Source organism: Rhodococcus sp. WB9, assembly GCF_007558985.1.
GTDB lineage: Bacteria > Actinomycetota > Actinomycetes > Mycobacteriales > Mycobacteriaceae > Rhodococcus_F > Rhodococcus_F opacus.
In genome coordinates, this window is record NZ_CP041769.1 from 2,148,194 (window position 1) to 2,174,607 (window position 26,414).

A 26,414-nucleotide genomic window follows, 5' to 3' on the forward strand; every position below is an offset into this window, starting at 1 on the left:
GATCATCCCTTCCGGAAATCACCCGATTCCATCACCCGGGACACGAGCAGTCCGGCGATCAGCCCCCAGAACGCAGCCCCGACGTTGAGGAACTGCACGTTCGACACGGTCACGAGGAAGGTCACGAGCGCGCCGAGCGTGTGCCGGGAGCTGAACGCGGCGACGAACGAACCCTGCAGTGCCCGGAGCATCGCGAGTCCGCCGAGCGTGGCGACGAACGCGACCGGGGTGGCCAGCATCAGCTGAACGAACAGCGGTGCGAACAGGCCGACAACCATGGCGAGCAGCCCGCAGGCGACGGCCGCCGTGTACTGCCTGGTGCGCTGCCCCGATGCCACCAGCAGGGCGTTGGTGGGCCCCGTCAGGCACGTCGAGACGGCTCCGACCGCGGAGGTGGCGAGGGACCAGACCCCGCACAGGACGGTGCCGACGTTCATCGGCGGCTTGTGGCCGGCGGACGTCAGCACGGCCGCGCCCTGACCGTTCTGCACGACGATGACCGTGATTGCGAGCGGCACTACCAGTTCGGCGATCGCCTGCCAGGTGAACTGCGGCGCCTGGAACATCGGTGCCGCGATCCACGATGTACTCGAACCGGTCGGGTGGAAGCGGCCGGTGACCGCGACCGCCGCCGCCCCGACGAGCAGTGCGCCGAGGATCGGTGGCATCCACCGGCCGAACGCGGCTCGGGACGCAAGGACGACGAAGACTACGACCATCGGAACGGCCACGGCCGCATCGGTTCCCACGGCGTGGACGAGGTCGGTGCCGAACTTCAGGAAGACGCCGGCCACCATGGCCATGACGATCGGCATCGGGAGCATCGCCATGACCTGATGTACCCGCCCGGTCAGGCCGAGGGCGAGGATCAGGAGCCCGGTCACCAGAAACGCGCCGAGCACTTCCGGCCACGACAGGTGGGTGAGCGAGCCGCCGACGATGATCGTGCCGGGGATGGTCCAGAAGAACGCGAGCGGCTGGCGGTACAGCCAGCTGGCGAGGGCGGTCAGGATTCCGTTGAGGAAGAAGACACCGAAGATCCACGACGCCATCTGCTGGGGCGACAGTCCGCCCGCGGAGCCGGCGGCCAGGATCACGGCGACGGGACCCGTCGCGGAGAAGATCAGCCCGATCAGACCGTTGGCGGCGTAGGTCCCGGCGAGGCCGCCGATCAGGCGGCGCGGGCCCACGGGCGGCCACGGTGGTCTCTCGAAGCGAGGGGGGCGGGTCTGCACGTCTTCGCTGCGGGTCGGTTCCTCGGTGGTCGTCATGAGGCCTTCCTGCTCGGGCGGGAGTCATAATGTACGCAAAGCGGACATAGCTCCCGCAATGCGTACATGCTTAGTGTGGTCTGGATGATAACCACTCGCGTCCCGGGGCTGCACGGCGGGCCGTCGAACCCTGGGTGGGGTGCTTTCCACCCCTGGGGTGAACGACACTCGGGCGCCGTCGCGACAGACTCGAAGGCGTCGACCCGACACCACCCCCGCACCGACGAACCATGCGAAGAAGGGCCACATGGCTGAACTCACCCGAATTCCCCGAGAGCGAGGCACCGTGTACGCGCGGCGCCCCACGGTGGCAGCGGAACGCGAACCGCGATCCGCCGTCGAACGGACGTCGACGTTCCTGGCCTACGGTCTGCTCGCGTTGTTCGGCGGGCTCGGCATCTTCGGAACGATCTGCTCGGTCGATGCCATCCCGGACGGCGCGCGGATCGCCGTCGTCCAGACGGTGCCGACGCAGTCGCAGCCGCTCGATCTGCCGCATCCGGCGCCGGACACTCCCGAGCCCACTCCCGGCGGCGTCTGATTCGTCAGGATGCGACGTCGTCGCGCAGTGCCGCGAGTTCGAGTAGCCGGGGCAACATGTCCGGCGACGCGATCGAGGGCAGGAGCAACGCCCACATGTCGGCCAGACGCTCGTACAGGTCGGAACGTCCGGTCAACGCCTCGGACACCAACTGCATGCCGGTGAACGAACTGACCAGGAACCGGGCGAGTGCCGCGGGGTCGACGGTCGCGCGCAGTTCTCCCGCCTCCCGCGCCTTGCCCGCGAGTGCGACGAGGGTGTCGGTCCAGTCGATGTAGGGGTCGGTGGCCGGGCCGCGGGACGTACCGAGTTCCAGGGTGAGTCGCACACCCGCTCGCACGATGGGCTCGGTCAGCAACTGGCGCGCCATCTCCTTGGCGCACAACAGGATCGCTTCCATCGGTGACTGCGCCGTCGCGAGCACTCGCTGCGCCGCCAGCATCGCCATGGCGTGCTGTTCCTTGATCACCGCCCAGGCGAGCGCTTCCTTGGACTCGAAATGAAAGTACAAGGCGCCCTTGGTCACATCGGCATAGGAGAGGATTCCGCTCAGGCTCGCGCCGCCGTACCCGAGCTTCTCGAAGCTCAGTGCCGCACCCTCCAGTACCTGATGGCGGGTGGCTGCCGCGCGCGCCTGTTTTGCCATCACCTGTGCCTCACAATCGCGGATTATCCGTCGCGTCCACTCTCGAGTCAACCACTTTTCGGGCCGGTAACCTCGGCACGTCCGCAAGTGTGGGAGGAAGACGTGAAGTCGAAGAACAACTGGGGTGTCGAGCATGTGGTGTTCGCCGGTGCGACGCTGGCCACCGTCGTCGGGGCCGTCACCGGGCGTGAACGGTTGCAGCAGGCCGCGAAACCACTGATCGCACCCGCGCTCGCCGCCCGTGTCCTGCGGCGGCGTGCAGACACGGACCCGGCCGACATCGCACTCCTCCTCGCTGGTCTCGCGGCCGCGACCGTGGGTGACGTCTTCATGATCGATCCCGACGACGACGCCCGTCTCGTGCGCGGCGCGTCCTCGTTCGCCGTCATGCAAGTGGGCTATTCCGCGCTGTTGCTGCGCCGGGGCGCCCGGCCCACCGTGCCCGCATTGCTTCCCCGGCTCGCCGGTTGGGCAGGCGCGGCGGCACTGCTGCGCGGACGGGCGAAGGAGGTCGCCGCGCCGTTGACCGCGTACGGGTCGTTGCTCGGCACCACGTCGACCCTGTCCTCCGATCCGTCCCTCGCGCCCGGCGCGGACGTCGTCGCGAATGTGGCCGTGCCGGGAACCGACCGTCGCAGCTGGCTCGGCGCGGGCGGGATGCTGTTCACCGCCTCCGACGGTCTGATCGTGTTGCGGCGCTTGTTCATCCGAGGCGAGCGGGGAAGGGCTGTGGCGGAAGGCGTGATCCTCGCCAGCTACGCGGCGGCCCAGTTGCTGCTCGTCGAGGGGATGCTCGCACTCGGTCGTCGCCGGATCACGGGCAGAGCATGATGTGGTCCCGGTCCTTCGGGTCCACGAGGATGGTGATCGTCTCACCGGGCAGGAAACGTGTCGCGTTCTCCCGCCGCACCTCGTAGACGACACGTCCGGCGTAGCTCTCCGATCCGGGCACGGTCAGCCGGAGGTCCAGTTCGGTGAGCTCCCCGTTGTCGAGAGTGCGGCGCAGCGGAGTGACGTGCTCGATGCGGGCCCAGCCTTCGAGTCCGTGCCGTTCGAGTTGGCGGTCGGCGCGGCTGGGCCGTTCGGCCGCCATCATCCCGAATCCCAGCGCCGAGCCGAAGGCGGCGACCAATCCCATGATCTGGTACGGGATGGTCGCCGGCGGGGTGTGCTCGATCAACCATCCCAGCCAGACGGCGAGGACGATGACGTAGCCGACCGTGACGAAGCAGACCGTCCGCACGATGCGCTGATGATTCATCGATTGCCTCCACCTCCAGATTAGCCCGTCCCGGCCTCGCCGAAGCGACCCCGCCGCCGCACTGCCGTTAGAGTGCAGTGTCGGCAGCAGGAAAGCATGTGTGGAGGTGGCCGTATGGCGTGGCGTCGGGTGTCGTTGGTGTGTCTGAGCATTGGCTCGGCCATGATGCTCGCAGGGTGTGGTGGGTCCTCGGACGCGGTGGCTCCGCCGACGTCCACGACGACTGTCGCGGCTCCTGTGACCACCACCACGACCACGGTTCCGCCGACGACCACCACCACGACGATTGCGCCGCCGCCCACGACGACGGAAGCGCCGACCACGACGCTCGTCGACGTCCCCTACGAGCACAACGAGTCGTACTTCTTCACGTCCCCGGACGGCGGGTTCCAATGCGGCATCATCAAGCTGCCGAACCGCACCGAGGCCGGATGCCAAGGGTCGACCAGCCCGGTGCCGCCGCGGCCGGCCGACTGCATGGTCGACTGGGGACACGGCATTCGCGTCGAGAACGACGGCGAGGCGTCGTTCATGTGCGCCGGGGGCCTCGTCTACACGTCGGGCGGCGACGAACCGGACGCGGCCCTGCCCGCCGGGGCGAAGCTGTCCAAGCTCGGTTACACGTGCAGCACCACGGCCACGGCCGTCACGTGCACCAACGACGAGACGTCGCACGGCTTCACCGTCGCTCCCGATTCGAACAAGACGTTCTGACATCGTGAGCGGAGTCGAGACCGGCCAGGTCGAAGTCGCCGAGGCGGGTCCCACCGAATGGGGGGACAACCCGAACGGCGTCGGTCCGTGGACCGAGGAACACGACACCCCGGTCCCTGCCGACCCGCGGTACGACCCCGAACTGCTGGCCGGCGGCGATCGCCGCAACGTGGTCGACGCCTACCGGTACTGGACGCGGGAAGCGATCGTCGCGGACATCGACAGCCGTCGCCACCCGCTGCACGTGGCCATCGAGAACTTCGGGCACGACGCCAACATCGGGACGGTGGTGCGCACCGCCAACGCGTTCGCCGCCGCCGCGGTCCACATCGTGGGACGTCGACGCTGGAACCGCCGCGGGGCCATGGTCACCGATCGGTACCAGCACGTCCTGCACCATTCGGACGTCGACGGCCTCGTCGAGTTCGCACGTGAGCGGGGTCTCACCATCGTGGCCGTCGACAACACGCCCGGATCCGTCCCGCTCGAGACGGCGAGTCTGCCCCGCGACTGCGTGCTCCTGTTCGGCCAGGAGGGGCCGGGAGTCACGGACCAGGCGAAAGAGGTTGCGGCGATGACGGTGTCGATCGCCCAGTTCGGTTCCACCCGCAGCATCAACGCGGGCGTCGCCGCGGGAATCGCCATGCACGCGTGGGTGCGTCAGCACGCCGACCTCGACCGCGCCTGGTAGCGGAACCCCCGGCGAATAGGCAAGATCAACTCTTATGCAGGACTCGTGGTCGGCGCGCGCGGACGCCGCTGAAGAAGCGGTGGTGAGCAGGCACCTTCGCCGGCTGTGGGCGCTACCGGGCACCGCCCTGGGCGTCGTCGCCTGGCCGCCGGTCCGGCGCGAGCGACTGTTCCTCAGCTGGCACTACTGGTGGCAGGCACACCTGCTCGACTGCGCCGTGGACGCGCTCGAACGCGACCCCACGCCGCGCCGTCGCCGTCGCATCGTGAAACTGGCGCGCAGCCACCGTCTGCGGAACCTGTCGGGCTGGACCAACAACTATTACGACGACATGGCCTGGCTGGGGATCGCCCTCGAGCGCGCCCAGCGAATGCACTTCATAGACAACAGAAGTGCGGTGCAGGCGCTCGAATCCCAGTTGTTCGACGCCTGGGCGCCCGAAGCCGGAGGCGGCATCCCCTGGCGGAAGGGCTCGAACTTCTACAACGCGCCCGCCAACGGACCCGCCGGGATCATGCTGGCCCGCACCGGAAAGCTGTGGCGCGCCCAGGCCACGGCCGACTGGATCGACGACACGCTGCGGGACGTGCACACCAACCTGATCGTCGACGGCATCCACCCGGGCGGTGAAATCGAAAGGAACGTCTACTCGTACTGTCAGGGCGTCGTGCTCGGCCTCGAAACCGAACTCGCCGTGCGCCTCGGTTCGCCGCGGCACCGCAACCGGACCCATCGGCTGGTCGACGCCATCGACGAGCATCTCGCACCCCACGGCGTCATCGACGGCGGCGGTGGGGGAGACGGCGGGCTGTTCAACGGGATCCTCGCGCGGTATCTGGCGTTGACCGCGGTGATGCTGCCCTGGGAGTCGCCCGCCGACATCCGGGCCCGGGAGATCGCCGCCCAGCTCGTGCTGACCTCCGCGGAATCGGCCTGGGAGCACCGCCTGCAGATCGAGGGGCAGCCGCTGTTCGGCCACGACTGGACCAAGCAGGCGCAGCTGCCGGGGATGGGCGGGGGAATCGCCACGTTCACCGGGGGCACCGTGCGGTCGTCCGGGATCCCGGAACGCGACATGTCCGTCCAACTCGGCGGCTGGATGCTGATGGAGGCCGCGCACATGGTCTCCGCGGCGGGGTATCCGCGGCGATAGGGTACGGTTCGAATCACGCGAAACTTAACCGTATCGCCCTCGATTCGGCGCTGTTAGACAGTTCGTTATGTCAGATCAACAGCGGCAGCTGAGTCTCAACGCGTTCATCTACCCGGCCGGGCACCACGAGTCGGCGTGGCGCCACCCGCTCACGACGCCAGAGCGGCTGTACGACGTCTCCTACTTCCAGGACATCGCGCGCACCGCAGAGGCGGCGAAGCTGGACGCGATCTTCTTCGCCGACGGTCCGGCCCTGCGCAGCGACGTCGAGCACGGCGCCGCCGGAGCACTCGAACCCATCACGCTGCTGACCGCCATCGCGACCGCCACCGAACGGATCGGCCTGATCGCGACCGCGTCCACGACGTACTTCGAGCCCTACAATCTGGCGCGGCTGTTCGCGTCCCTCGACCACATCTCCCGTGGCCGGGCCGGCTGGAACATCGTGACCACCGGAACCGACCTGGCGGCCGCCAACTTCGGGCTGGCCGGCCACCCCGATCACGCCGACCGCTACGCGCGGGCGCGGGAGTTCGTCGACGCGACCGTCAAGCTGTGGGACAGCTGGGAAGACGACGCCATCCTGATCGACAAGACCGCAGGCATCTACGCGGACCCGTCGAAGATCCACGAGATCAACTACGTGGGGCGCCACCTCCGGGTGCGGGGACCGTTCAACGCGCCACGCTCCCCGCAGGGACACCCGGTGCTGGTGCAGGCGGGTGCGTCCAACGAGGGTCGCGCGTTCGCGGGCCAGTACGCCGAGGCCATCTTCACCGCGCACCAGCGGCTGTCCGACGGGCAGGCGTTCTACGCGGACGTCAAGCAGCGCGCGACGCAGTACGGTCGCAACCCCGATCACGTCAAGATCCTGCCCGGCATCAGCCCGTTCCTCGGCGACACCGAGGCCGAGGCCTGCGACCTGGAGCGGGAGTTCAACGAACTCACGTCGCCCGAGTACGGGCTCGCCCAGCTCGAGAGCCTCACCGGTTCGAGCGTGCGCCACCTCGATCTCGACGCCCCCGTGCCTGCCGGACTGTTCGGGGACGCCGGCGACGTCACGGACAACCAGCAGAGTCGCCTGCAGGTGATCGCCGGGATCGTCGAGCGGGAGAACCCGACCCTGCGCGGATTGCTGCACCGTCTCGCCGGTGCGCGCGGGCACCGGGTCGTCGTCGGGACGCCGGTGCAGGTGGCCGACACCATCGAGGAATGGTTCACGCAGGGCGCGGCGGACGGTTTCAACGTCATGCCGCCGTACTACCCGGGCGGTCTCGAGGTGTTCGCGGAGAAGGTGGTCCCGATCCTGCAGGAGCGCGGGCTGTTCCGCACCGAGTACTCGGGCGCCACACTGCGCGACCACTTCGGTCTGCCCCGCCCCGAGAGCCAATACGCGGACGTGTCCGGCGCCGTCGCGCTGTAGGCGCGGCCGCCGGCGTCCGCTCGCGCCCGATGTCGCATCCGTTCCGTTCGAGTGGACGGATGTGACATCGGGAGCCCGCGACAATCGACCTTACTGAAAACAGTTATCATTTCGGGATGACTGTCACCCGGCCGCTCCCCGTCACCGTCCTGTCCGGCTTCCTCGGCGCGGGCAAGACCACCCTGCTCAACCACCTCCTCGCGAACCGGGACGGCAGGCGCGTCGCCGTCATCGTCAACGACATGAGCGATGTGAATATTGACGCAGCCCTCGTCGCCGGGCAGGGGCACCTGGACCGGACGCAGGAGAAACTCGTCGAGCTCACCAACGGCTGCATCTGCTGCACCCTGCGGGAAGACCTCGTCGAGGCCGTCGCGCGGCTGGCGCAGGAGGGCCGGTTCGACCACCTCGTCATCGAATCCACCGGCATCTCCGAGCCGATGCCCGTCGCCGCCACGTTCGACTGGGAGTTCGAGGACGGGTTCAGTCTCGGTTCGGTGGCCGCCCTCGACACGATGGTGACGGTCGTGGATGCATCGACGTTCCTCGGTGAGCTGGCCAAGGGCGAGCGGCTCGACGACCGGAACCTCGAAGCCGGGGAGGGCGACGAGCGCAGCATCTCCGACCTGCTCGTCGACCAGGTGGAGTTCGCCGACGTCATCCTGCTGAACAAGACGGATCTGGTGAGCGAGGGCGCCGCCGGTGCCGTCGAAGCCACCGTGCGCAGGCTCAACCCCACCGCGACACTGCTGCGCACCACGCGCGGCGTCGTGGATCCCGGCGAGGTTCTCGGGACCGGCCTGTACAACCCGGAAGTCGCGGCCGAGCTGCCCGGCTGGGCCGAGGAACTGGCCGGGGGCCACACCCCGGAGACCGAGGAATTCGGTATCCGCAGCGTCACCTACCGGGCGTCGCGGCCGTTCCACCCGGCCCGGCTCGAGCAGGCGCTGGGACGGTTCACCGGCCTGCTCCGGAGCAAGGGCTTCTGCTGGATCGCGAGCCGCCCCGACCTCGCCGCCGTCTGGTCGCAGGCCGGTCCGAACCTGGTGATCGAGCCGGCCCAGCTGTGGGCGTCCGCGGACGAGACACCGGGGCAGGAGATCGTGTTCATCGGTGTCCGCCTCGACCCCGACGGTCCGCGGCGCATCCTGGATCCGGCGCTTCTCACCGACGACGAGCTGGCGTCAGGGCCGGCGGCCTGGGTTCAGTTCGACGACCCGCTGCCCGCGTGGGACGCGGTGCATCGGTACTAGTCCAGAACTTCTTCGACGGCCACTTCTTCGGGCGGCCGCGCCATCTCCTGCCGGTAGTGCCACACCCCGAGCACGGTGCCGATCACCAGCAGCGCGACCATCCCGGCGAGCACGGCCGGCATCAGCCACGACACCCGGTCCAGGAACGAGCCGAAGTAGAAGCCGATGAGCAGCAGGACGGGTGCCCAGAAAATGGCGCCGATGGTGCTGGCGATCGTGTACTTGGTGTGGTTCATCTTGGCCGCACCGGCGACCAGCGGGCACAGGGTGCGGACCCACGGAATCCAGCGGGCGATGAGGACCGCCCAGAAGCCGTGCTTCTCCAGCAGGACGTTGACCTTGTGCAGGTTGGTGTAGTTGAGATACTTCCCGCCCTTGCGGGCGAGGATGCGGTTGCCGGTGCGGTGACCGATGACGTAGCCCACCTGGTTTCCGCAGATGGCGGCGATCATCGCGCCGACCGACAACGCCCACACGTGGCCGGCGCCCGACGCATGGTTGGCCAGCACGATTCCGGCGGTGATCAGCATCGAGTCGCCGGGCAGGAACAGGCCCAGGATCACCGCGCACTCGATGAACACGAACGCGAGGACGACGATCCAGACCAGCGCTGGGCCGGCCGAGACGAGAGGCCCGAAGGTGCCTGCTGCCGTGGTGACCATCGTCAGTGCGCTACTCGATCGGCTTCAGGAGGTCGGATCGGTGGGTGTGGTGACCGGCTGCGCGTCCTCGGTCGTGGCGCCCGCGCTCTGCCGCGACCTCACGACGCGCTTGCCCACCTCGAGGACGATCGGAAGGACGGACACGAAGACGATCAGCAGGAAGATGATGTCGACGTTGTCGCGGATGAACTCGATCTGACCGAGCAGGTAGCCGAGCAGCGTGACGCCGGCACCCCACAGGATGCCGCCCACGATGTTGTACGTCAGGAACAGCGAGTATTTCATCCGTGACGCACCCGCGACGACCGGCGCGAACGTGCGCACGATCGGAACGAAGCGGGCCAGGATGATGGTGATCGGGCCGTGCTTCTCGAAGAAGGCGTGCGACTCGTCGATGTACTTCTTCTTGAAGAACCGCGCGTCGTCGTGCTTGAACAGGGCGGTACCGCCCTTGCTGCCGATGAAGAAGCCCACCTGGTCGCCGAGGATCGCGGCGATGGGGATCAGAACCAGTAGCGCCCAGATGGGGGCGAACGGTTCGATCTCCGTCGACTTCGACGCCGCGATGAGTCCCGCGGTGAAGAGAAGCGAGTCGCCGGGGAGCAGGGGGAACAGCAATCCCGACTCGATGAAGACGACCAGGAGAAGTCCGACGAGCACCCACGTGCCGAAGGAGTTGAGGAGGTTCACCGGGTCGAGGAATCCCGGCAACAACGCGAGGTTGGTCACGGAATCCGATGCTGCCTGCACAATCACGGCCCTCAGCGTACCGGCGTATTCCCCGACTGACGGAATACTGCAGGTCATGGAGTTTCGGCCGGGTCGTGGGCCTGCCAAACTCCGGTGCCGCGACAGCCACCGGGAGACGTACGCTACCGGTATTGCCATACTGCTAGGACCACATCGCGCGCTGCGCTGATCGCGCGCGCCGAAATCGACTCTTAATGGAGGACTGCCGCCGTGCCAATCGCGACTCCCGAGGTCTACGCCGAGATGCTTGGTCGAGCCAAGGAGCACTCCTTTGCCTTCCCCGCCATCAACTGCACTTCTTCCGAAACCATCAACGCCGCCATCAAGGGCTTCGCGGACGCCGGCAGTGACGGCATCATCCAGTTCTCGACCGGTGGCGCCGAGTTCGGTTCGGGCCTGGGCGTCAAGGACATGGTGACCGGCGCGGTCGCGCTCGCCGAGTTCGCGCACGTGATCGCTGCCAAGTACGACGTCACGATCGCCCTGCACACCGACCACTGCCCCAAGGACAAGCTCGACACGTTCGTCCGCCCGCTGCTGGAGATCTCGCGGCAGCGCGTCGAGGCCGGCCGCAACCCGCTGTTCCAGTCCCACATGTGGGACGGTTCGGCTGTCCCGATCGACGAGAACCTGGAGATCGCCAAGGAACTCCTCGCGAAGGCGAAGGCCGCCAACATCATCCTCGAGGTCGAGATCGGCGTCGTCGGTGGCGAAGAGGACGGCGTGGAAGCCGAGATCAACGACAAGCTGTACACCTCGCCCGAGGACTTCGAGAAGACCGTCGACGCGCTCGGCACCGGCGAGAACGGCAAGTACCTGCTGGCCGCGACGTTCGGCAACGTGCACGGCGTCTACAAGCCGGGCAACGTCAAGCTGCGTCCCGAGGTGCTCGAGACCGGCCAGAAGGTCGCCGCCGCCAAGCTGGGGCTGTCCGAGAGCGCGCAGCCGTTCGACTTCGTCTTCCACGGTGGATCGGGCTCGCTGAAGTCGGAGATCGAGGCTGCGCTGAACTACGGCGTCGTCAAGATGAACGTCGACACCGACACCCAGTACGCGTTCACCCGTCCGATCGTGGGCCACATGTTCAGCAACTACGACGGCGTGCTGAAGGTCGACGGCGAGGTCGGCAACAAGAAGGTCTACGACCCGCGCAGCTACCTGAAGAAGGCCGAGGCCGGCATGGCGGCCCGTGTCGTCGAGGCCTGCAACGACCTCAAGTCCGCGGGACGTTCCGTCTCGGGATAGGCGCTTCGCGCTCGTGCGCCTTTCCGGTAGCCACCGCTACCGGATAGGCGCACAGTCGTTTATCGGGGGTCGCAGATCTTCCAGGTGCCGTCGACCTTCTCGAGGTTGAACGTGCGCCACGACTGCTCGCTGGGATTGGCGGCCGTGTGGGCCTTCACCTGGGCGATGGCGGTGTCGCCGGTGATCTGCACGGCGTCGACGCCGCCGACCACGGGAATGTTCTGCTGCGTGACGGCGACCTGGTGGACCTCGGCGAAATCTTGATCCGAGAGGCCCTGGTAGTACTCCGCGAGGCTGCCGCAGGTGCTGGTGCGCAGCGTCGCCAGGTCGCCCTGGGTGAGTGCCGCGACGAACGTGTCGATCGTTCCCTGCACCTGGGCCTCGGGTGAGTTCTCGGCCTGGTTGTTGTTGTAGACGATCACACCGGCGACCGCGATGGCGGCGACGACGATGACGCCGGCGGCGATCGCGGCGAACAGCCACGCCTTGCCGTGCTTCTTCGTGGGCTGCTGCGCCGCGGGGACGCGCTGCGGCGCGCTCTGCTGGGGCGGCAGCACCCGCTGCGGTGCGGCCTTCGGCGGGGCGGGCGCCGGCCTCGAGGGAGCGGGCGGCGGGGGCACGGGCCGCGCGTTCTGAGGCTGGGCGGCGGCAGGTCGGGGTGGCGGCGGCGTCGCCGGGACTGCGGGTTTCGTCACGGGGATCGCGACCGTCTCGTCGTCCGACGGCGGTGTCGTCTGCCCCTGCACCGTCGGGGTCTGCGTGTTCGGTGCGCGGTGCATCTTCACGGTCGCGGCGTCGCCCGATGCCGGCACGCTCTTCTGCGTCGGGATCGCGGTGGTGGCCGCCTCGGATGCCTTGTCCGCGGGTTTCGCGGCAGAGTCCGGGCCGGCCTGAGGTGTCTCGGCTCGTGGGCGGCGCGGTGCCGGAGGCTTGGGCAGTTCGGGCTGCGGCTCGTCGGCCTTCTTCTCTGCCGCCTTCTCGGGGGCCTTCTTCTGCGGGGGCTTCGGCTCGGGTGACTTCGGTGCGGCGGGCTCTGCGTCCGCCGCGGGCTGCGCGGTCTTCGCAGGCTTCGCGGTCGCGTCGGCGCCGGCGGTGCCCTTGCCGGCGGTGGTGCCTGCCGCTGCCGGTCCGGACGGTGTGTCCGCGGCCGGCTTCTGAGTCGATTCGTCTTTCTTCGGGTCCTGCACGCGCTGCCCCTCGGTCTGCAGAGAAATGAACGTTGGGGGCAGCCTAACGACATCGTGCGTCATCGGAGACCACGACAGGGCGCGTCGTGGACGCGGGCCGACGCAGTGACGGCACTGCGGCGGGGGCACAATAGGCGCATGACGTCTTTCGGTGACCTTCTCGGACCACAGCCCACGCTGCTCCCCGGGGACGACGAGGCCGAATCGGCCCTGTTGAACCACGAGGATCCGGCTTCCGTTGCAGCCGCCCATCCCACCGCCTCAATCGCATGGGCCTACCTGGCCGAGGCGGCCCTCCAGGCCGACGAGACCATCGCGGCGTACGCCTACGCGCGCACCGGGTACCACCGTGGACTGGACCAGTTGCGTCGCAACGGCTGGAAGGGATTCGGCCCGGTTCCCTACAGCCACGAACCCAACCGCGGCTTCCTCCGGTGCGTCGCCGTGCTGGCGAAGGCGGCGAAGGCGATCGGCGAAACGGACGAGTACGCGCGGTGCCTCGATCTGCTCGAGGACTGCGATCCCCGAGCTGCCGAAGCGCTTGGCGTCGGTTAACGCCCTCAGCTCGGCGAAAGTCCGTGGCCGGGACGGGCTGAGGACTTCGGCCCAGCGACTGCGGGTGTCGGCACTGCCCATCCTGCAGTGCGCGATCGCTGCCGGCGCTGCCTGGTGGGTGGCGACGGTGGTGATCGGTCACCCGACGCCGTTCTTCGCACCGATCGCCGCGGTGGTATCGCTGGGGCTGTCTCTCGGCGCCCGCCTGCGCCGTTCCGTCGAGTTGGTGGCCGGTGTCACGATCGGGATCGGGGTCGGCGACCTCATCGTCTCCGTGATCGGGAGCGGTACCTGGCAGATCACCCTTGTCGTGATTCTGGCGATGTCCGCGGCCGTATTGCTGAACAGCGGACCGATCTTCTCGATGCAGGCGGGTAACTCCGCGGTGCTCGTGGCGACGTTGCTGCCACCCGGCGGCACCGCAGGTATCGACCGCATGGTCGACGCTCTGACCGGTGGCCTGGTGGGGATCGCCGTCGTCGCGCTGATTCCCACGCATCCCGTGGGGCGGGCGCGGAAGTACGCCGCGAACGTTCTCGGGACGGCGTCCGAAGTGATGCAGCTGGTGGCCGACGGTCTGGTGGCCAACGACGACAAGCCCATCGAGAAGGCCCTCCAAAAGGCGCGGGCAACGCAGGCGTCCATCGACACGCTGCGAACCCACCTTGCGGGCGGCCGCGAGATCAGCCGCATCTCGCCGCTGTACTGGAACACCCGCGGCCGGCTCGAACGACTCACCGCGGCCGCGGACCCACTCGACAATGCCTTGCGCAACATCCGGGTGCTCGCGCGGCGTTCGCTCACGCTGGTGCGTGACGACGAGATTCTCAACCCACGGCTCGTCGACCAGGTGGAGAAACTCGCCCACGCCTTGGAAACCCTCCGGCAGATGGCGCTCGCGGACCCCGGTCAGCAACCCGATCAGGCCGAGGCGGCGCGGGTGCTCCGTTCGGTGGCGTCGGGATTGAAACCGGAACTGGTGGAGAACGCTGGCCTGTCGGCCACGGTCGTCTTCGCGCAGATCCGGTCACTGACCGTCGACCTTCTGCAGGTCGCAGGGCTGAAGCGCATTTCGGCCATCGCCACCCTGCCGCCGACCGTGGAGAAGCCGGCCTATCGTCCCGAGCTCTGACCGCCCGAGCTCGCTGTTGAACATATGCGCATGTACGCATATGATCGGCACAACTCGGGAGGAGGCTCACCCATGGGAGTCGGTCACGGCCATTCGCACGGCAACACACAAGGCGGCGGTGAGGTAGGCCCGTCCCGGGGGCGGATCCGCCGCATGGTGATCGCTCTCGTCATCCTCCTCGCGTTCCTCGTTCTCGAGGTCGTCGTCGGTCTGACCGTCAACTCGCTGTCGCTGCTCGCCGACGCCGGGCACATGCTGACCGACGTCGTCGGAATGTCGATGGGTCTCGTCGCACTGCTCCTGGCACGCAAAGGCAGTGCCACCGCGGCCCGGACCTTCGGCTGGCACCGCGCCGAAGTGCTCACGGCCATGGCCAATGCCGCGATGCTGCTCGCCGTCGCGGTCTGGGTGTTCTACGAGGCGATCTCCCGCATCGGCGACGCCCCCGACCTTCCGGGCATGGCGCTGATCCTCACCGCATCCGTCGGACTCGCCGCGAACCTCGTGGTAATGCTGATGCTGCGCGCCGATTCCAAGGACAGCCTGGCAGTCCGCGGCGCCTACCTCGAAGTGCTCGCGGACGCCGTCGGCAGCGTCGGCGTCCTCATCGCCGGCGGCGTCGTGCTGGCGTTCGACTGGACCTACGCCGACATCATCGTCGGTGTCCTCATCTCGCTGTGGGTGGTGCCGCGGGCGATGAAACTGGCCGCCGCGTCGCTGCGCATCCTCACGCAGGCGTCCCCCGAGGACGTCGACGTCGAATCGGTGCAGGCCGACCTCGAAGCGCTGCCCGGGGTCACCGGTGTCCACGACCTCCACGTGTGGACGCTCACGACGGGAATGGACGTGGCCACCGTCCACCTGACCACGGACGCCGACTCGTCCGCCGTCCTCGAATCGGCGCGGACCGTCCTCGAGAGCCACCTGCTCTCCCACGCCACGGTGCAGGTGGAATCCACCGCCAACGGACGCCACTGCGCCGAGAACGTCACCTGGTAGGGGCCCTGTCTGTTTCGTCCGGTTACGCGGCGGGAAAACCGTTGTGGGACGACTCACGGAAGGGAACACCATGTCGACTCTCGCAGCGTTCGCACGACCCGTCGCCGTTGCCGCACTCGGTGCAGCCGCCCTCTTCGCAGCACCGGCCGCCGCCTCCGCCGCGCCGTTCATGCCCGATCCGCTGGCGAACTGTAAGCCCGCCGCGACGCTCGGAGTCGAGAAGGAAGAGGGCGACCTGGTCGAGTGGGATTTCGACGCTCCCGAGGGTGCTACGACCGACGCCCAGGTGACCTATCTCAACATCGGTCAGGCGCCAACAATCGGCACGTCAGGGCCTCTCGTGAACGAGACAGGCGACGCCGAAGGGCCCGAGAAGGTTCTGCCCGGCTTCACCGCCCATTTGATCCCCGGCGGAACCTACGATCCGGACGGTCCAGCCAAGAATGGCGTTGCAACCTGCCCCCTCGGCTTCGGATTCGCCGTCACGCAGTGAACGTCACTTGGTGAACCGGGTGACACCCGCACCCGGCCGCCACAGATCGACATACAGGTGCTCGCCGTCGACGGTGGTGAGCACCACCTCGTTGAGGCCGAGTTCGAAGACGTCCGCCTCGGGGATTTCGTCGGGATAGTGCTCGAGGATCTGCTGTTTCCGCTCTCCGAGGATCTCGTCTGCGCGGCCGCTGATCTTGGCGTCGCCGCCGTCCATCGTGTGGTGACCGGGGTTGCTGTGGAGAGAGAATCGCGGATCGCGTTGCAGGTCCTGCACTTTGCGGGCACCGACCATCGAGCCGAGCAGTAACGCGCCCTCGTAGAACTCGACCTCGGTGCCGCTCACTCTCGGGGAACCGTCCTTGCGGAGGGTCGCCAGCACGTGGTGCTTGTGCGCCTCGAAGCGCGCGGCGACAGCCTTGGCGAGGTCGGGTGCTTCGGTCTCGAACTGCGTCCAGTTGGTCATGCCGACCAGTGTGCTCTCCTATCCCTGACATCTATTGTCAGGGATTTTCACTAGAATCGGAGCATGCGTTCGAGTCGGCTCGTCGAGGTGATGCTCCGTCTGGAGGGCAGTCGCGGGGCCACCGCGCAGCAACTCGCGGACGAACTCGGGGTCTCGGTGCGCACCGTGTATCGCGACGTCACGGCGTTGTCGGCGGCCGGTGTGCCGTTGTGGACGGAGAGTGGACCCGGTGGCGGAATCCGGTTGCTCGACGGCTGGCAGTCGAAACTCGGCGGGATGACGGGCGAGGAGACGTCCGCGTTGATGTTGCTCGGTGTCCCCTCGATCGCCGACGATCTCGGTCTTCGCGACGTCACCGCTGCCGCGCAGTCGAAGCTGTTGGGGGCGTTGCCTGTCCCGCTGCGCGCCGGGGCTCAGCTGTGGCGGGATCGGCTCTACGTCGACGCCCCCGGCTGGTTCGACGGGCCACGCGACAACGGCGATCTCCCGGTGGTGGCGTCCGCGGTGCTCGAGGGTCGGCGTCTCGGTATCCGCTACCGGAAGGGGAGCCGTTCCGCGGCAAGAACTCTCGATCCCCTGGGTCTGGTGGCGAAGGCCGGTGTCTGGTATCTCGTTGCGCAGCATCGCAGACGGACGCTGTCGTACCGGGTGTCGCGCATCAGTGACGCGACCGCGCTGAATCAACCGGCGGTACGTCCCGAGAATTTCGATCTGGGTGCGTGGTGGACGGCGTCGGTGGGCGAATTCGATCGTGCCCTTCTGCGATTCCGGTGCCGCGTGCGGCTCTCGCCCGCCTCGTGGCGACGGCTGCCGCGGGTGGTGGGTGTGGAAGCCGCACGCGTCGAACCCGGCCCGCCGGATGACGCCGGCTGGGTGACCGTCGACCTGTCGCTCGAGGCCGAAGACGTGGCACTCGACCAGTTGACCGTTCTCGGCGGGGGAGTCGAAGTGCTCCAGCCGCCTTCGCTACGCGAATCGCTGCGTGCGGTAGGAGACGCGATCGCCCGTCGGAACGGCTGAGATGGACTACCTCCGCGTCACCCGAGTCGTTCGAGCACCGTGGCGTTGGCGAGTCCGCCCGCCTCGCACATGGTCTGCAGGCCGAACCGGGCCCCGCGCTGGTCCATCGCGTTCACCAGCGTGGTCATGAGCCGGGCGCCGCTGGCCCCCAGCGGATGTCCGAGCGCGATCGCGCCGCCGTGCACGTTGACGCGGTCCAGGTCGGCTCCGGTGTCCGCGGCCCAGGCCAGGACCACCGGCGCGAAGGCCTCGTTGACTTCGAACAGGTCGATGGCGGAGATGTCGAGGCCGCTGCGCTGCAGCACCTTGCGTGTCGCGGGGATGACCGCGGTGAGCATCATCAGCGGATCGTCTCCGACGACGGAGAAACTGTGGAGCCGGGCCAGCGGCCGCAGTCCCAGGCGTCCCGCGATCTCACTCGTGGTGATCATGAGCGCCGCACTTCCGTCCGACAGGGGACTGCTGTTGCCCGCGGTGATCGACCAGTCGATCTGCGGGAACCTCTCCTCGTAGAAGTCACTGCGGAAGGCCGGTCGCAGGCCGGTGAGAGCGTCCAGCGTCGTGTCCGGCCGGATAGCCTCGTCGACGCTCAACTCCGGCAGGACGGCGAGTTCCTTCGCGAAGTTCCCGGCACTCGTTGCCGCCGCGGCCTTCTGATGGCTGCGCAGGGCGAACTCGTCCAGCTGGGTGCGCGAGAGTCCCCACCGGGCGGCGATGAGTTCGGCGCTGATGCCCTGCGGGACGAGGCCGTCGGGGTAGCGGCGCTCGAAGCCGACACCCATCGATTCGCGTCCGATGGTGCTGGACCCCATGGGAACGCGGCCCATCGATTCGACTCCGGCGGCGACGACGATGTCGTAGGCGCCCGACATCACGCCCTGCGCGGCGAAGTGGACGGCCTGCTGGCTGCTGCCGCACTGCCGGTCGACGGTCGTGCCGGGCACGGATTCGGGGAATCCGGCCGCGAGCAGCGCACTGCGGGTGATGTTCTGGCTCTGGTCACCGACCTGGGTGACGGTGCCGCCGATGACGTCGTCGATCAGTGCGGGATCGATTCCCGTGCGCTCGACGAGGGTCGACAGGCTGTGGGCGAGAAGGTCGACGGGGTGCACTCCGTGCAGGGCGCCGGAGGGCTTGCCCTTCCCGATCGGCGTGCGGACGGCCTCGACGATGACGGCGTCTCTCATGATCGTTCCTTTCGGTGCTGTGAGTACTTGTCAACCGCGGGCGGTTGACAAGTACTCACGGGGTGGATTCATCCGTGTAGCGGTGAGTGCGGCGACGGCGGCGACCGCGGCCACCGCCGACCAGGCGAGTTGGAACGCGGAGTGGGTGTCTTCGTCACCGGCGGTCGTACCGAGGAGGGCGACGAGCATGCTCACGCCCAGCACCGTTCCGACCTGACGGCTCATGGTGACGACGGCACTACCGGTGGCCGAGCGCGACTGCGATAGTCCGGCGGTGGCGGACGACAGGATCGTCGGCAACGCCAGGCCGACCCCGACACCGGCGATCATCCAGCCGGGCAGCAGTTCCGACGCGTACTGCGGTTCCATCCCGACGGACGAGAGCACGAGCACGGCGCCGGCGGCCCACAGGGCGCTGCCCGCCGCGGTGAGCGCTCCGGCCGAGAATCTACGGGACAGGAACTGGCCGACCACCGCGAACACCGGCACCATCAACGGGCCCGGCGCGATCGCGAGACCCGTCAACAGTGCGGAGAACCCCCACACCTGCTGCAGCCACAGAATGTTCGCGAGCAGACCGGCCGCGAAGGCGGCACTGAACGCGAGCGCCGTCACGTTCGACCAGGCGAACGTCCGCACCTTCAGCATGGCGGGTTCGATGAGCGGCTCGCGCTGCCTGCTGTTTCTCCACCAGAACAGTGCGACGGACGCGGCAGCGACGGTGAACGCGAGCGCGATTCGGGGGTCGCCCCAACCCCAGTCGGGTCCCTGGACCAGCCCGAGTGCGAGGGCGCCGATGCCGACGGTCGACAGGGCGGCTCCGAGCAGATCGAGGTTGGTGTCGCGGGCGGTCGGGCGGAAGTCGGGGACCCACCGGACGGTGGCGATCAGGAAGGCGATACCGATGGGGACGTTGATCAGGAAGGCCCAGCGCCACGACGCCTCGACGAGCAGCCCACCCACCACGGGTCCGAAGGCCGCGGCCGCGGCGCCCGACGCGGCCCAGATCCGGACCGCGCCCGCACGTGTGGCTTCGGGGACCGTGCTGATCAGCAGTCCCAGGCTGGCGGGGGTCAGGGCGGCAGCACCGACGGCCTGGAGCAGTCGGAAGGCCACGAGCAGCCACAGCGAGGGGCTCAGCGCGCATGCCGCGCTCGCCGCGGTGAACAGCGCCAGCCCGAGAAGGAATCCGCGCCGGCGGCCGACGCGGTCGGCCCAGCGTCCGAGCGGAACCAGGAGTGCGGCGAACACGATCGCATAGCCGCCCAGCACCCAGCTGAGGTCGCCGAGGCTGTAGCCGGGGTAGCTCGCGGCGATGTCGCCGAACGCGACGTTGACGACGAACAGATCGAGGCTGGCGACGAACGACGCGCCGGAGAGGACGGTGAGGAGTGGGCCGAGCCGCACTTTCTCCCGCACCTGACTATTGAGGGCCATAGTCAGCAATGTACACCTGACTATGGCTATGGCAAGTCAGGTGTGACGGACGCCTCGGATCGAGGGTTTGCGCTGCAGAGATCCCGTGGCGGTCCTAACGTGAGGCATGGCTGTTCTCACCCCCGGCTTCCACGGCAGACCTCGCAGCGAGCACTCTCTTCCGCCCGGGCAGTACGAGGTCGGGGATTTCCCGGTCCTCTCGGCGGGACCGACGCCCCGCGTCCCGACCGACACGTGGACGCTGACCGTGACCGACGAGACCGGCCGGCGCCACGAGTGGTCGTGGGCCGAATTCACGAAGCTCCCGCAGGAGCGGCCGACGGTCGACCTCCACTGCGTCACACGTTGGTCGAAGTTCGGAACGTCGTGGAAGGGTGTCTCGCTCGACACCCTGTTCGCGGACGTCGAGACGTCGGCGGGATTCGTCCTCGTCGGATGCGACGGCGGTTACACCACGAACCTCCCCGTCGCCGACATCCTCGGTGGCAAGGCATGGATCGTGCACACGTACGAGGGCGCGCCCCTTGCGGCGGTGCACGGGGGACCGGCCCGTCTGCTCGTGCCACATCTCTACCTGTGGAAGTCCGCGAAGTGGGTTCGGTCGATTCAGCTCGTCACCCAGGACGTCCCGGGCTTCTGGGAGCAACTCGGCTACCACGATCGCGGCGACCCGTGGCGGGAGCAGAGGTACCAGGGTGACCAGTGAGCTGTTGGGCCGTGCCGTGCTCAGCTGGCGAGTGGCGGAACTCGTCGAGTCGTGGCCCGAGACGGCGAGTGCGCGGGCACTGGTCCTCGAGGTCCCGGACTGGCCGGGGCATCGTGCCGGGCAGCACGTCGATCTCCGCCTGACCGGTCCCGACGGATACACCACCGAACGGAGCTACTCGCTGGCGTCGCCGGCCGAGCGTTCACCGGGCGGGTGGCGATTGGTGTTGGTCGTCCAGCGGGTGGCGGACGGCGAGGTGTCTCCCTACCTGACCGAGGTGTTCGCCGCGGGCAATCTGATCGAGGTGCGCGGACCGATCGGTGGCTGGTTCGTGTGGTCGCCGCGCGAGGGTGGTGGCGCGCCGGTGCTTCTCGTCGCGGGTGGGTCGGGCATCGTGCCGCTGATGTCGATGATTCGCGAGCGCCGGTTCCGGCACGACCGCACGCCGTTCCGGCTCGTGTACTCCCTCCGGACGCAGGCCGACGAATTGTTCGCGGACGAACTGAACAGGCCCGGGACCGGCGACGGGGGAGTCGAGACGTTCGTTCTCTGCACCCGTGAGGACTCGCCGCGGCGTCCGGCGGGGCGGATCACTGCCGCCGATCTCGCGGCGTGGGGGTGGCCGGCGGACTTCGCGCCGCGCTGCTTCGTGTGCGGGCCCACCGGATTCGTCGAGGAGGCGGCTCGCCTGCTGCTCTCGCTCGGGCACTCGCCGGACGACATCAAGACCGAAAGGTTCGGTCCTTCGGGGCCGTGACCGGAGGAAGGAATTGTCGATGAGTACGTTGCAGGGCAACGACTTCGAGGACGGGAACGTTCTCGGCGGGCCGTTCGCGGAGATCTTCGTTCACGACCTCACCGCGGCGACCGGACAGTGCCGGTTCTGCGGTCTCGACGGACCGATGGCGGCGGTGCACGTCTATACGCGTGCGCCCGGTGTCGTCGTGCGGTGCCCGGGATGTCAGGAGGTGCTGCTGCGGCTGGTGGCGACTCCGCGCGGGCTCGAACTCGACGCCAGCGGGCTGTCGCACCTGTCCTGGACACTGTGAGCGCTGACTATGTAATCTGCAAGTCAGCTATGCTGAGATGCATGGACGCGGCACGGTTGGACGGCTTTCTCGCAGATCGCGACACCTGGCGGGCGACGCACTGCTCCATCGGCAAGGCGATGGACGTGATCGGCACGCGTTCGGCCGTCCTGATCCTGCGCGAGGCTTACTACGGCACCACGCGATTCGACGACTTCGCGAAACGGGTCGGCATCACCGAGGCCGTGGCGGCGTCCCGGCTGCGTGAACTGACGGCCGAGGGCCTGTTCGAGCGGCAACCCTACAAGGAGCCCGGGCAGCGCACCCGCTACGAATACGTGCTCACCGAGAAGGGGCGCGACCTCCTGCCCGCCGTGCTCGCGCTGATGCAGTGGGGCGACAAGTACCTCCAGGGCAAGCACGGTGCGCCCATCGGGATGCGGGACGACGCGACCGGCGAACCCGTGCGCGTCGAGGTCCGCAGCCCCGACCGCGAGGTGCCGTTGGCGGAACTGCGGCTGACCCCCAACTTCACCGAAGAGGATGCGTCCCGCCCGTGAGTACTTGTCAACCGCGGGCGGTTGACAAGTACTCACGGGTCAGAGCCAGAAGCGCATCAGGTAGTTGCCGTACTGCGCGTAGATCTCCGGAACCCCGGACAATTCGAACAGCCGGTAGATGACGTCGAAGAACACCACGTTGATCGACGGCACGAACAGCAGCGCCACGAGGATCAGCAGTCCGTACGGCTTGAACTGGTCGACGGACCTGCGGGTGCGGGGCGGCAGGAACGGCTCGAGCGCGGCGTACCCGTCGAGTCCGGGTACCGGCAGGAGATTGAGCACGGTGGCCATCACCTGCAGGAACGCGAGGAAACTCAGTCCCGTCCAGAATACCTGGTGGTCGCCGCCCAGCCCGAACCAGCGGATCACCGCGAGGAGGACGATCGCGGACACCAGATTCACGGCGGGTCCGGCGAGCGACACCCGCGCCTGCACCTTCGGCGAGAAAAGTCCGGTGCGCAGGTACACGGCGCCGCCGGGCAACCCGATCCCGCCGAGTGCGATGAACAGCACCGGCAGACCGATCGACAGCAGCGGGTGGCTGTACTTCACCGGGTTGAGCGTGAGATAGCCGCGCACCTCGACGTCGGTGTCGCCGTGCCGCCACGCCGTGTACGCGTGCGCGAACTCGTGCAGGCAGAGCGTCACCACCCATCCCGCGACCACGAGCAGGAACACCCCGACGTGGCCGAGGATGGACTCCAGTTCGGCGCGCCACGCGAGAACACCGCCGGCGACCGCCACGGCGACGACCAGAAGGAACACCGGACTGGGGCGTACCGCGGTGGTCCGCGCCCGGGGCAGGCTCATCGGACCAGCAACCACTCTTGGTCGTGACGGTAGAACGTCGAACGCTTGACTTCGCGCGGGTTCGGCACGCCGTCGCGGGTCAGCGCCGCGGCGGGCGACCCGAGCTGCACGGCGCGGCCCTCCACCCAGCGGCGGGGCAGCCAGCGCCTGCGAGGTTCGACCGACGCCCGCAGACCGGGCATCCGTGGGGTCGGGGTGACGTTCATGCTCGTCGTCGTCCCCGAGAACAACCGGGTGTCGTCGACGTAGGCCTCGCCGACGAGCGGCCCCCCGTCCGGACCCGTGATGGTGGCGCACCCGACGAGCGCGATGCCCGCGTCGTCGCGGATGAGGGGGACCGGCTTGGCCGTCCCCTTCAGCGCGGTGCGGGCGCCGCGGGCGCCGGAGGACAGGTGGTAGGCGTCCGTCGCCTCCGAACGATGCTCCGCGACGTACGCGAGTTCGATGTGCAGGCGTTCGGTGCGCATCAACCGGGTCAGGGTGGCCGCGAAGGCGGCGTCGCTGCCCACCACGATCAGTCGCGGATCTACGACGACCTGAAGTTTGGAGAAGACCTCGTCGAAGTCGTCCTTGTCCGGGACGGCAGGTGCGCTCGAGGTCGAAATGGAGCCCAGAGGTAGGGGAAGCGGCACGTCGCCGCAAATGAGCACTACGGGGGTCAACGCCACTCCTCGCCCGGATGTCCCGCCGCGATTTCCGCAGCTTCCCTTTCGGATCATCCTAGTGGCACGCCCGAGATGGCCTCCCCAGCCGTACTGTGGGGTCTGTTCTCCGTGCCCTCGGCTAGACTGTTCCCCCGGCCACTGCCTACGAACGGCAGGACCACGCAGTCGGATACGACTGTACGTCGACCGTAGGAGACAACGTCATGCCGGCAATCGTCCTGATCGGCGCCCAGTGGGGCGACGAGGGCAAGGGCAAAGCTACCGATCTACTGGGCGGACGCCTGCAGTGGGTGGTGCGCTACCAGGGCGGTAACAACGCCGGACACACTGTGGTTCTTCCGAACGGCGACAAGTTCGCGCTGCATCTGATCCCGTCCGGAATCCTCACTCCGGGCGTCACGAACGTCATCGGCAACGGTGTCGTGGTGGACCCGGGAGTGTTGCTCACCGAACTCGCCGGACTCGACGAGCGGGGTGTGGACACCAGCCGCCTGCTGCTCTCGGCCGATGCGCACCTGATCATGCCGTACCACGTTGCCATCGACAAGGTCACCGAACGCTTCCTCGGGGCCAAGAAGATCGGCACCACCGGCCGCGGCATCGGGCCCTGCTACCAGGACAAACTCGCGCGTGTCGGCGTCCGCGTGCAGGATGTGCTGGACGAGAAGATCCTCACCCAGAAGGTCGAGGCGGCACTCGAGTTCAAGAACCAGGTGCTCGTCAAGATCTACAACCGCAAGGCCCTGGACCCGCAGCAGGTCGTCGACGAGGTGCTCAAGCAGGCCGACGGGTTCAAGCACCGGATCGCGGACACGCGCCTGCAGCTCAACGAGGCACTCGAGCGCGGCGAGACGGTGCTGTTGGAGGGTTCGCAGGGCACGCTCCTCGACGTCGACCACGGCACCTATCCCTACGTGACGTCGTCCAACCCGACGTCCGGTGGCGCAGCGGTCGGTTCGGGCATCGGACCCACCAAGATCACCACGGTGCTGGGCATCCTCAAGGCGTACACCACCCGCGTCGGCTCGGGCCCGTTCCCGACCGAACTCTTCGACCAGAACGGCGAATATCTCGCCAAGACCGGCGGCGAGGTGGGTGTCACCACCGGCCGCGCTCGTCGCACCGGATGGTTCGACGCCGTGATCGCCCGCTACGCAACGCGTGTCAACGGCATCACCGACTACTTCCTCACCAAGCTCGACGTGCTCAGCAGCCTCGACACCATCCCGATCTGCGTCGGCTACGACGTCGACGGCGTGCGGTACGACGAGATGCCCATGTCGCAGACCGACGTTCATCACGCGAAGCCGATCTACGAGGAAATGCCCGGTTGGTGGGAAGACATCTCCCATGCCCGGACGTTCGAGGAGCTCCCCAAGAACGCGCAGAACTATGTCCTGCGCCTCGAGGAGCTGTCGGGTGCGTACATCTCCTGCATCGGTGTCGGCCCCGGCCGCGACGAGACCATCGTCCGTCGCGACGTGGTGCGGTAGTCCGCGCGCCTGTCGCCGAATGTGACATCGGTTCAGTTGAATTGAACCGATGCGACATTCGGCGATCCGCGATACATTCGAGCCGATGATCAGGACTGTCGAAGCGAGTACCCGGACGCCGGCCGGCCGGTGGTGCGACAGCTTCCACGCAGCGGCCGCCGTCCTGGAGGCATTCGGGCACGACACGTCGGACGCCGGCAGGTGCGTGGCGGTGGTGTCGACGGATCTGGGCGTCTGGGTGTTCGAGGGCGACCCGAGGTCGACGGTGGACGCGTTCGTCCACGCGGTGGAGCGGGCGATACTCGCCGGCGGGCAGGCGTTCGTGCTGGGATGCGCCAGGGTGACCGGTGCGGATCAGCGGGTCGTCCGGACCCTCCGGGTTCCGGACGGCGACAGGATGGCGGCGGCCGCGGAGTTGGCGCGCGAACTCGTCGGCGACCCGCAGGCGCTGATCAGAACAGCACCGGGTCGTCGAACCCCGGAGTGTGCTCGAGGGCCAGGAGTTCGCGCTTGGTGAGGGTGCCGCCGCCGGCGGAGAAGCCGCCCACCTGCCCGCCGGCGGCGAGGACGCGATGGCACGGGATCACGATCGGCAGCGGGTTACGGCCGAGGGCCTGACCGACGGCCTGCGCGGCACCCGGCTTGCCGAGTTCCGCCGCGATGTCGCCGTAGGTGAGCGTGGTGCCCGGGTCGATTGCGCGAGTGAGGTCGTATACGGTGCAGTCGAATTCGGGGACTCCCTCGAAGTCGAGGTCGATCCACCGCAGATCGTCGAGTGCGCCGCCCAGATGTTCGCGAATTCCGTCGATGGCCCGCTGGACCGGTGCCGGCGGCTGGTGCTCCACCGCATCCGGGAAGCAGTGTTCGAGACGCTGCCGGGTGGATTCGGGTGAACCTTCGGGCAATTGCACACCCACGATTCCGGCGGCCCGCCACGCGATGGCGCAAGTGCCGAGGGCCGTGTCGAACAGGGCGATTCCTGTGGTCACCAATCCAGTATGCCTCCCACATCTGACGTTCACCTTCCGTTGACCGCGGTTGGACATCCTCGAAGCTCGCCGACC

31 protein-coding genes are annotated in these 26,414 nt (G+C 68.1%); 19 read left to right on the forward strand and 12 right to left on the reverse strand.

The window, feature by feature from the left end; all coding sequences use genetic code 11:
- Positions 1 to 2: 2 nt before the first annotated feature.
- Positions 3 to 1,271 (reverse strand): benzoate/H(+) symporter BenE family transporter, encoded by a 1,269-nt coding sequence (locus FND50_RS09945; protein WP_144285637.1) that lies wholly within the window; start codon positions 1,269 to 1,271, stop codon positions 3 to 5.
- A 247-nt stretch (positions 1,272 to 1,518) separates the two neighbouring features.
- Here FND50_RS09945 and FND50_RS09950 point away from each other — a divergent pair, with 247 nt between their 5' ends.
- Positions 1,519 to 1,812 (forward strand): hypothetical protein, encoded by a 294-nt coding sequence (locus FND50_RS09950; protein WP_005260058.1) that lies wholly within the window; start codon positions 1,519 to 1,521, stop codon positions 1,810 to 1,812.
- Positions 1,813 to 1,816: 4 nt separating this feature from the next.
- On the opposite strand, the gene FND50_RS09955 is transcribed toward FND50_RS09950, so the two are convergent.
- Complete coding sequence (locus FND50_RS09955; protein WP_005571731.1) at positions 1,817 to 2,458, reverse strand: ScbR family autoregulator-binding transcription factor; 642 nt, start codon at positions 2,456 to 2,458, stop codon at positions 1,817 to 1,819.
- A gap of 102 nt (positions 2,459 to 2,560) precedes the next feature.
- Here FND50_RS09955 and FND50_RS09960 point away from each other — a divergent pair, with 102 nt between their 5' ends.
- The gene (locus tag FND50_RS09960; protein WP_144285638.1) at positions 2,561 to 3,289 is read left to right on the forward strand and encodes a lysoplasmalogenase; all 729 of its coding nucleotides are present in this window, start codon (positions 2,561 to 2,563) and stop codon (positions 3,287 to 3,289) included.
- On the opposite strand, the gene FND50_RS09965 is transcribed toward FND50_RS09960, so the two are convergent.
- Entirely contained in the window at positions 3,273 to 3,719 is a 447-nt protein-coding gene (locus tag FND50_RS09965) for a hypothetical protein (protein WP_144285639.1), read from the reverse strand. The two genes, FND50_RS09960 and FND50_RS09965, sit on opposite strands and share 17 nt — an antisense overlap.
- A 114-nt stretch (positions 3,720 to 3,833) precedes the next feature.
- Here FND50_RS09965 and FND50_RS09970 point away from each other — a divergent pair, with 114 nt between their 5' ends.
- The 5 genes from FND50_RS09970 to FND50_RS09990 all read left to right on the forward strand — a co-directional run bounded on the left by FND50_RS09970 (position 3,834) and on the right by FND50_RS09990 (position 8,953).
- A complete protein-coding gene (locus tag FND50_RS09970) occupies positions 3,834 to 4,433 on the forward strand; it encodes a hypothetical protein (RefSeq protein WP_043792684.1) in 600 nt (199 codons plus the stop codon).
- A 4-nt stretch (positions 4,434 to 4,437) separates the two neighbouring features.
- Entirely contained in the window at positions 4,438 to 5,124 is a 687-nt protein-coding gene (locus FND50_RS09975) for a TrmH family RNA methyltransferase (RefSeq protein WP_005260054.1), read from the forward strand.
- 34 nt (positions 5,125 to 5,158) lie between these two features.
- Positions 5,159 to 6,277 (forward strand): glycoside hydrolase family 76 protein, encoded by a 1,119-nt coding sequence (locus FND50_RS09980; RefSeq protein ID WP_144285640.1) that lies wholly within the window; start codon positions 5,159 to 5,161, stop codon positions 6,275 to 6,277.
- A 67-nt stretch (positions 6,278 to 6,344) separates the two neighbouring features.
- On the forward strand, positions 6,345 to 7,700 hold the full coding sequence (locus FND50_RS09985; protein ID WP_144285641.1) for an LLM class flavin-dependent oxidoreductase: 1,356 nt from the start codon (positions 6,345 to 6,347) through the stop codon (positions 7,698 to 7,700).
- Positions 7,701 to 7,816: 116 nt separating this feature from the next.
- On the forward strand, positions 7,817 to 8,953 hold the full coding sequence (locus FND50_RS09990; RefSeq protein WP_144285642.1) for a GTP-binding protein: 1,137 nt from the start codon (positions 7,817 to 7,819) through the stop codon (positions 8,951 to 8,953).
- On the opposite strand, the gene FND50_RS09995 is transcribed toward FND50_RS09990, so the two are convergent.
- Together FND50_RS09995 and FND50_RS10000 are read right to left on the reverse strand one after the other, a co-directional pair.
- Positions 8,950 to 9,615, reverse strand: a complete 666-nt coding sequence (locus FND50_RS09995; RefSeq protein WP_005260048.1) for a DedA family protein — start codon at positions 9,613 to 9,615, stop codon at positions 8,950 to 8,952. The genes FND50_RS09990 and FND50_RS09995 overlap by 4 nt on opposite strands.
- 24 nt (positions 9,616 to 9,639) lie before the next feature.
- Positions 9,640 to 10,371, reverse strand: a complete 732-nt coding sequence (locus FND50_RS10000; protein WP_397493667.1) for a VTT domain-containing protein — start codon at positions 10,369 to 10,371, stop codon at positions 9,640 to 9,642.
- 204 nt (positions 10,372 to 10,575) lie between these two features.
- Here FND50_RS10000 and fbaA point away from each other — a divergent pair, with 204 nt between their 5' ends.
- Positions 10,576 to 11,610 carry a class II fructose-bisphosphate aldolase gene (gene fbaA, locus FND50_RS10005; protein ID WP_144285644.1) on the forward strand — a complete coding sequence of 345 codons (1,035 nt, stop codon included), beginning with the start codon at positions 10,576 to 10,578 and terminating at the stop codon, positions 11,608 to 11,610.
- 59 nt (positions 11,611 to 11,669) lie between these two features.
- On the opposite strand, the gene FND50_RS10010 is transcribed toward fbaA, so the two are convergent.
- Positions 11,670 to 12,797, reverse strand: a complete 1,128-nt coding sequence (locus tag FND50_RS10010; RefSeq protein ID WP_144285645.1) for a transcriptional regulator — start codon at positions 12,795 to 12,797, stop codon at positions 11,670 to 11,672.
- Positions 12,798 to 12,935: 138 nt separating this feature from the next.
- Here FND50_RS10010 and FND50_RS10015 point away from each other — a divergent pair, with 138 nt between their 5' ends.
- From FND50_RS10015 to FND50_RS10030, 4 genes are all read left to right on the forward strand, one after another.
- On the forward strand, positions 12,936 to 13,352 hold the full coding sequence (locus tag FND50_RS10015; RefSeq protein ID WP_005260038.1) for a DUF3151 domain-containing protein: 417 nt from the start codon (positions 12,936 to 12,938) through the stop codon (positions 13,350 to 13,352).
- A gap of 64 nt (positions 13,353 to 13,416) precedes the next feature.
- A complete protein-coding gene (locus FND50_RS10020; RefSeq protein ID WP_005260036.1) occupies positions 13,417 to 14,484 on the forward strand; it encodes an aromatic acid exporter family protein in 1,068 nt (355 codons plus the stop codon).
- 72 nt (positions 14,485 to 14,556) lie between these two features.
- Positions 14,557 to 15,483 carry a cation diffusion facilitator family transporter gene (locus FND50_RS10025; protein WP_144285646.1) on the forward strand — a complete coding sequence of 309 codons (927 nt, stop codon included), beginning with the start codon at positions 14,557 to 14,559 and terminating at the stop codon, positions 15,481 to 15,483.
- 70 nt (positions 15,484 to 15,553) lie between these two features.
- The gene (locus FND50_RS10030) at positions 15,554 to 15,976 is read left to right on the forward strand and encodes a hypothetical protein (RefSeq protein ID WP_144285647.1); all 423 of its coding nucleotides are present in this window, start codon (positions 15,554 to 15,556) and stop codon (positions 15,974 to 15,976) included.
- Between the two features lie 3 nt (positions 15,977 to 15,979).
- Here FND50_RS10030 and FND50_RS10035 read toward each other — a convergent pair whose 3' ends face one another.
- On the reverse strand, positions 15,980 to 16,441 hold the full coding sequence (locus tag FND50_RS10035; protein ID WP_144285648.1) for a pyridoxamine 5'-phosphate oxidase family protein: 462 nt from the start codon (positions 16,439 to 16,441) through the stop codon (positions 15,980 to 15,982).
- Between the two features lie 63 nt (positions 16,442 to 16,504).
- Between FND50_RS10035 and FND50_RS10040 the strand changes: the two genes are divergently transcribed.
- On the forward strand, positions 16,505 to 17,461 hold the full coding sequence (locus FND50_RS10040; RefSeq protein ID WP_144285649.1) for a YafY family protein: 957 nt from the start codon (positions 16,505 to 16,507) through the stop codon (positions 17,459 to 17,461).
- Between the two features lie 17 nt (positions 17,462 to 17,478).
- Here FND50_RS10040 and FND50_RS10045 read toward each other — a convergent pair whose 3' ends face one another.
- Together FND50_RS10045 and FND50_RS10050 are read right to left on the reverse strand one after the other, a co-directional pair.
- Positions 17,479 to 18,648 carry a thiolase family protein gene (locus tag FND50_RS10045; RefSeq protein ID WP_144285650.1) on the reverse strand — a complete coding sequence of 390 codons (1,170 nt, stop codon included), beginning with the start codon at positions 18,646 to 18,648 and terminating at the stop codon, positions 17,479 to 17,481.
- 30 nt (positions 18,649 to 18,678) lie between these two features.
- Positions 18,679 to 20,085, reverse strand: a complete 1,407-nt coding sequence (locus FND50_RS10050) for an MFS transporter (protein WP_144285651.1) — start codon at positions 20,083 to 20,085, stop codon at positions 18,679 to 18,681.
- A gap of 106 nt (positions 20,086 to 20,191) precedes the next feature.
- On the opposite strand from FND50_RS10050, the gene FND50_RS10055 reads away from it, so the two are divergent.
- Genes FND50_RS10055 through FND50_RS10070 form a run of 4 tightly spaced genes read left to right on the forward strand, consistent with a single transcriptional unit; the run spans position 20,192 to position 22,379 of the window.
- The gene (locus tag FND50_RS10055; protein WP_144285652.1) at positions 20,192 to 20,791 is read left to right on the forward strand and encodes a sulfite oxidase-like oxidoreductase; all 600 of its coding nucleotides are present in this window, start codon (positions 20,192 to 20,194) and stop codon (positions 20,789 to 20,791) included.
- Positions 20,781 to 21,548 carry a ferredoxin reductase gene (locus FND50_RS10060; protein ID WP_144285653.1) on the forward strand — a complete coding sequence of 256 codons (768 nt, stop codon included), beginning with the start codon at positions 20,781 to 20,783 and terminating at the stop codon, positions 21,546 to 21,548. The genes FND50_RS10055 and FND50_RS10060 overlap by 11 nt, the downstream gene beginning before the upstream one ends.
- A 19-nt stretch (positions 21,549 to 21,567) precedes the next feature.
- Positions 21,568 to 21,840 carry a DUF6510 family protein gene (locus FND50_RS10065; protein WP_005260018.1) on the forward strand — a complete coding sequence of 91 codons (273 nt, stop codon included), beginning with the start codon at positions 21,568 to 21,570 and terminating at the stop codon, positions 21,838 to 21,840.
- A gap of 41 nt (positions 21,841 to 21,881) precedes the next feature.
- On the forward strand, positions 21,882 to 22,379 hold the full coding sequence (locus FND50_RS10070) for a helix-turn-helix domain-containing protein (protein WP_005238462.1): 498 nt from the start codon (positions 21,882 to 21,884) through the stop codon (positions 22,377 to 22,379).
- A gap of 39 nt (positions 22,380 to 22,418) precedes the next feature.
- Here the strand turns inward: FND50_RS10070 and FND50_RS10075 are convergent, their stop codons facing one another.
- Both FND50_RS10075 and FND50_RS10080 read right to left on the reverse strand, forming a co-directional pair.
- Entirely contained in the window at positions 22,419 to 23,192 is a 774-nt protein-coding gene (locus tag FND50_RS10075; protein WP_144285654.1) for a site-2 protease family protein, read from the reverse strand.
- Complete coding sequence (locus FND50_RS10080; protein ID WP_260851026.1) at positions 23,189 to 23,842, reverse strand: hypothetical protein; 654 nt, start codon at positions 23,840 to 23,842, stop codon at positions 23,189 to 23,191. The genes FND50_RS10075 and FND50_RS10080 overlap by 4 nt, the downstream gene beginning before the upstream one ends.
- A gap of 218 nt (positions 23,843 to 24,060) precedes the next feature.
- Here FND50_RS10080 and FND50_RS10085 point away from each other — a divergent pair, with 218 nt between their 5' ends.
- Entirely contained in the window at positions 24,061 to 25,350 is a 1,290-nt protein-coding gene (locus FND50_RS10085) for an adenylosuccinate synthase (RefSeq protein ID WP_144285656.1), read from the forward strand.
- A gap of 85 nt (positions 25,351 to 25,435) precedes the next feature.
- Positions 25,436 to 25,867 (forward strand): racemase, encoded by a 432-nt coding sequence (locus FND50_RS10090; RefSeq protein ID WP_260850959.1) that lies wholly within the window; start codon positions 25,436 to 25,438, stop codon positions 25,865 to 25,867.
- Here the strand turns inward: FND50_RS10090 and FND50_RS10095 are convergent.
- Positions 25,803 to 26,396, reverse strand: a complete 594-nt coding sequence (locus tag FND50_RS10095) for a methylated-DNA--[protein]-cysteine S-methyltransferase (RefSeq protein WP_240960719.1) — start codon at positions 26,394 to 26,396, stop codon at positions 25,803 to 25,805. The genes FND50_RS10090 and FND50_RS10095 overlap by 65 nt on opposite strands.
- Between the last annotated feature and the right edge of the window lie 18 nt (positions 26,397 to 26,414).